3 protein-coding genes and 1 pseudogene are annotated in these 3,499 nt (G+C 33.7%); all 4 read left to right on the top strand.

Features of this window, described 5'->3' with window-relative positions; translation table 11 throughout:
• A partial coding sequence (locus ACQKMD_RS21845) for a hypothetical protein (protein ID WP_427754662.1) occupies nucleotides 1-253 on the top strand: 253 nt, incomplete at its 5' end.
• Between the two features lie 270 nt (nucleotides 254-523).
• Nucleotides 524-1,029: pseudogene (locus ACQKMD_RS21840) on the top strand (transposase); the annotation flags it as partial.
• A gap of 173 nt (nucleotides 1,030-1,202) precedes the next feature.
• Nucleotides 1,203-1,997 (top strand): phosphotransferase family protein, encoded by a 795-nt coding sequence (locus ACQKMD_RS21835; RefSeq protein WP_427754661.1) that lies wholly within the window; start codon nucleotides 1,203-1,205, stop codon nucleotides 1,995-1,997.
• A 347-nt stretch (nucleotides 1,998-2,344) separates the two neighbouring features.
• On the top strand, nucleotides 2,345-3,022 hold the full coding sequence (locus ACQKMD_RS21830; RefSeq protein WP_427754660.1) for a GNAT family N-acetyltransferase: 678 nt from the start codon (nucleotides 2,345-2,347) through the stop codon (nucleotides 3,020-3,022).
• Nucleotides 3,023-3,499 lie beyond the last annotated feature (477 nt).

Genomic DNA, 3,499 nt, shown 5'->3' with positions numbered 1-3,499 from the left:
TTCTTCTTTTACTGGACATAGTAGATTCTCCTTCTTGTTATCTATTATTCTACTTGCCCTTAATTTTACTGTCCAACTAAGTGTAGACTATTCACCAGCCCAATACGAAACAGTAGAAGGGATAATTCAAGGAGAAATGGAGTTAAAGCGTCAGTTTATCACAAGAGATGGGCAAATCAAAACGATGTTTGATACGGGTGTTACCATTGGCAATCATTACGGGTCAGATAGTATTAACCGACTGTACTTCTAGCTTAAAGCAAGTTGAAAAAAGGAAGAGAGTGAAAAAGTTAAATATTACATATTGGATATTTTTAGGTAAATGGTAATGTCTGTAATGTTCTTTCCGTCTAAACGTATATATTAGAAAGGATGTTGAAATAAGAATTATAAACAAGTGAAAAAAGAGGAGGAATAGATTTGAAAAAGATAGGTCTATTATTTTTAAGTATTAGTTTTTCTTTTTATTAGCAGCGTGTTCGGGAGATGATACTCAATACAAAGCAAAGGCTAGTGATTTTGACGTTTCAGTTATCCACGTTTACTGAAAAACGTTGAAGCTGAACTCCGTATCGGCTCTACCCTACGTTCAAAATTAACGGAGGATTTAGCGAGTATTAAAAATCGAATTATTCGTTGGCTAGATCGGCCACGCTCCTACGTCAGTATCGCTTATTAGAAAGCGAAATTGAATCTGTAAATAATCAATTAGCCGTAATGGCTAAAACAACGATGGAATATGATTTACTTGCATCAGTACCAGGTTTAGGAGATGCGACGATTGTTGATTTACTTTCAGAAGTAGGATGCTTTTCACTTTATGAAAATCCACGCCAACTCATCAAACTAGCGGGATTAACATTACGTGAAAATTCATCTGGTCAACATAAGGGGCAAAAACATATCTCCAAACGAGGGAGAAAGAGACTTAGACATATTCTTTTCAAAGTAGTAGTACCACTCATTCATCACAATAAAGCGTTCAATCATCTTCATGAATATTACACAACACGTCAACAAAATTCCTTATGTGGAAAGTAATAATTCAATCATCTGTTTACGAAAGAGGTAGAAAAATTTTTTCTTACAGATGAAAACCGCTGATACTTCAATGTTTATAGAGGGAGTTTAGTTGAAGAAGGAATTATGATTATAGATAAAGAATTAAATAGTATAAATGCTTATTAGACGGGGTGTACTTTATGCAACCAATACATATCGATGAAATCCCAATTGAAATAAAAGAATATCTTAACAAGATTAATTCCATAAGGTTTCCACAGCAAGGTTACACTTCTGATGTTGGGTTAATTGAAAATCACCAAGGGTTTTATGCACTGAAAAGGACAAAGGGAGAATTATTTTGTTCTTGGTTGAATAGAGAAATATCTGTATTAAACTGTTTGACTCATCAAACAAAACTACTTGTTCCAAAAGTGAAGAAATTTGTTGAACAAGAAAACCAAAGGGATTCCTGGGCTCTCATTGAGTTTTTAGAGGGGGAAACATTAAGGACTGCTTTATTCACCGAGAAAAATAAAGAGAAACGGCAAGAAATGATATTTAATTTTGGTTCACTCCTATTTCAAATCCATACAACCCCTTGTCCAAAAGAGCTAATTTATGAACGAAAATGGATTGACCAAATGTTAAAACAAGCTGAATATAATTTGAAAAATTATAAAGTGGATGGAAATGAGAAATTATTAGAAAAAATTAAAACAAATAAACCCAACTTCTATAAACAAACTTTAATTCACGGAGATTTTACAATTGATAATGTTTTAGTCTCCAACGGAGTAATTACAGGAGTAATTGATTGGGGAAGTGGAGCTTATGGAGACCCAAGGTATGACGTATCATTGGCTATACGCTCAAAACCCAATGCCTTTGAAAATGAAATAGATAAAGAAATTTTTTTTGAAGGGTACGGGGAAAAGATTATTGATGATAACGTATATGATTATTTTGTAAATGGTTTATATGAATTCTTTTAATGTTTTATTCTTCAATTAACGGAGACGGGGTGCTTTACTTGAAGATAATTGTAGTTGCATATGCAGCTCTTTTTTAATTGTACTACCATGAAAATTAATTTCTTCAAGAAAAGAAAAATGACAATACTTAAGAAGACCCTTGCCTAATCGATAAAAAAAGAGGAGAGCGGACATTAATAAGACTATTGTTTTCGGTAGACTATTAGTATTGACTCTACTAACCATTTTCATTCTCTGTGGTGCAGGACTATTTTGTACTGCATGGATGGCTAACGGGGCTGTTTAATACAACAAAAGACAAAAAAATGATACCTAGATTGATACGTTAAAATTACGGAGGAATGTTCATGTTATCTGATTTAGAATTGATGGAACATCATGTGAATGTTTTATATAAACACGATGCTGAAAATCGAGTAACAGTCGTGAATGAACCACCATACGATGTTGCACCAAGAATTTTCGTTGGTGGTACCCGCCTGGGGAGTGTAGTAAGGTATTCAAATACATTGGATGCGAGCCTTGTGGAGAAGTTAGAACAGGTTATAGGTACAAATCCTGGTGCTTATCTAGGAGAATTAATCAATGTTTTAAGTATAGATCGTCAATTAATTAATTTATGGATTGGCCCAGCGTATGTGTTTCCAGATGTAAGGGATAGGGCTCATACACAAGCAAAACAAGTTACTCATGAAAACAAAGAGCTTTTAAAGCCTTATTTTCCATATACATTTGAGGATTTTGAGTATAAGCAACCTTGTTTTGTAATAGTTGAAGATAATATTCCTGTTTCGATTTGTTGCAGTGCAAGGAGTTCCACAAAAGCAGACGAAGCAAGTGTATTCACACATGAAGATTATCGTGGAAGAGGATACGGTATAGATGTTACAAATGCTTGGGCAGCGGAGGTACAAAAACAAGGACGAATTGCACTATATAGCACTTCGTGGGATAACTTTGCATCCCAATCTGTGGCAAGGAAACTAAAATTACTTCAGTATGGAACAGACATTCATATGAGTTAAAGTAACCGTAAAATACAAGACTCCCTCTTCAAAACCGGGGGAGTTACTTAAAGAAGATTACCGCTTTTACTTAGTGTAACCGATTCAACTGGTAGAGTATGAGAATCAAATTTTTAAAACATATAGAGTATACAATGAAATAGCTATAATGCTGCGGGCGACGATTTATATAAATGGGGTGAGTATGTTAATTGGTAAATAAAAGCGGCTTGTGATTATTGTAGTAATCAACAAGCCGCTTTTTATCTAAATTTTATTAGAAATTATAATTAGAAATTATCAATTTATCACAATACTTGATGGTAGTTTGTTAAATCAATTTACTTTCTTTGAGTAAATCATAGATTATTGTTTCCTTCGTTTTGTGAATACCTAATTTACCTCACTAGTGTTGCATAAATAAAGACAGAAAATTCCGTCTGTTAATACTTAGGGTTTAGAGCCAAAAAAGGAAACATTTCAATAAAGGTGGCCCAT

Origin of the sequence: Viridibacillus sp. NPDC096237, assembly GCF_050278625.1 — a bacterium.
GTDB lineage: Bacteria > Bacillota > Bacilli > Bacillales_A > Planococcaceae > Viridibacillus.
Note: the sequence above shows the minus strand (reverse complement) of the source record. Positions and strands in the feature narration are given on the sequence as shown.

Coding starts and splice junctions, on each gene's coding strand:
- ACQKMD_RS21835 (WP_427754661.1), top strand. CDS start 1,203: ATGCAACCAATACATATCGATGAAATCCCAATTGAAATAAAAGAATAT.
- ACQKMD_RS21830 (WP_427754660.1), top strand. CDS start 2,345: ATGTTATCTGATTTAGAATTGATGGAACATCATGTGAATGTTTTATAT.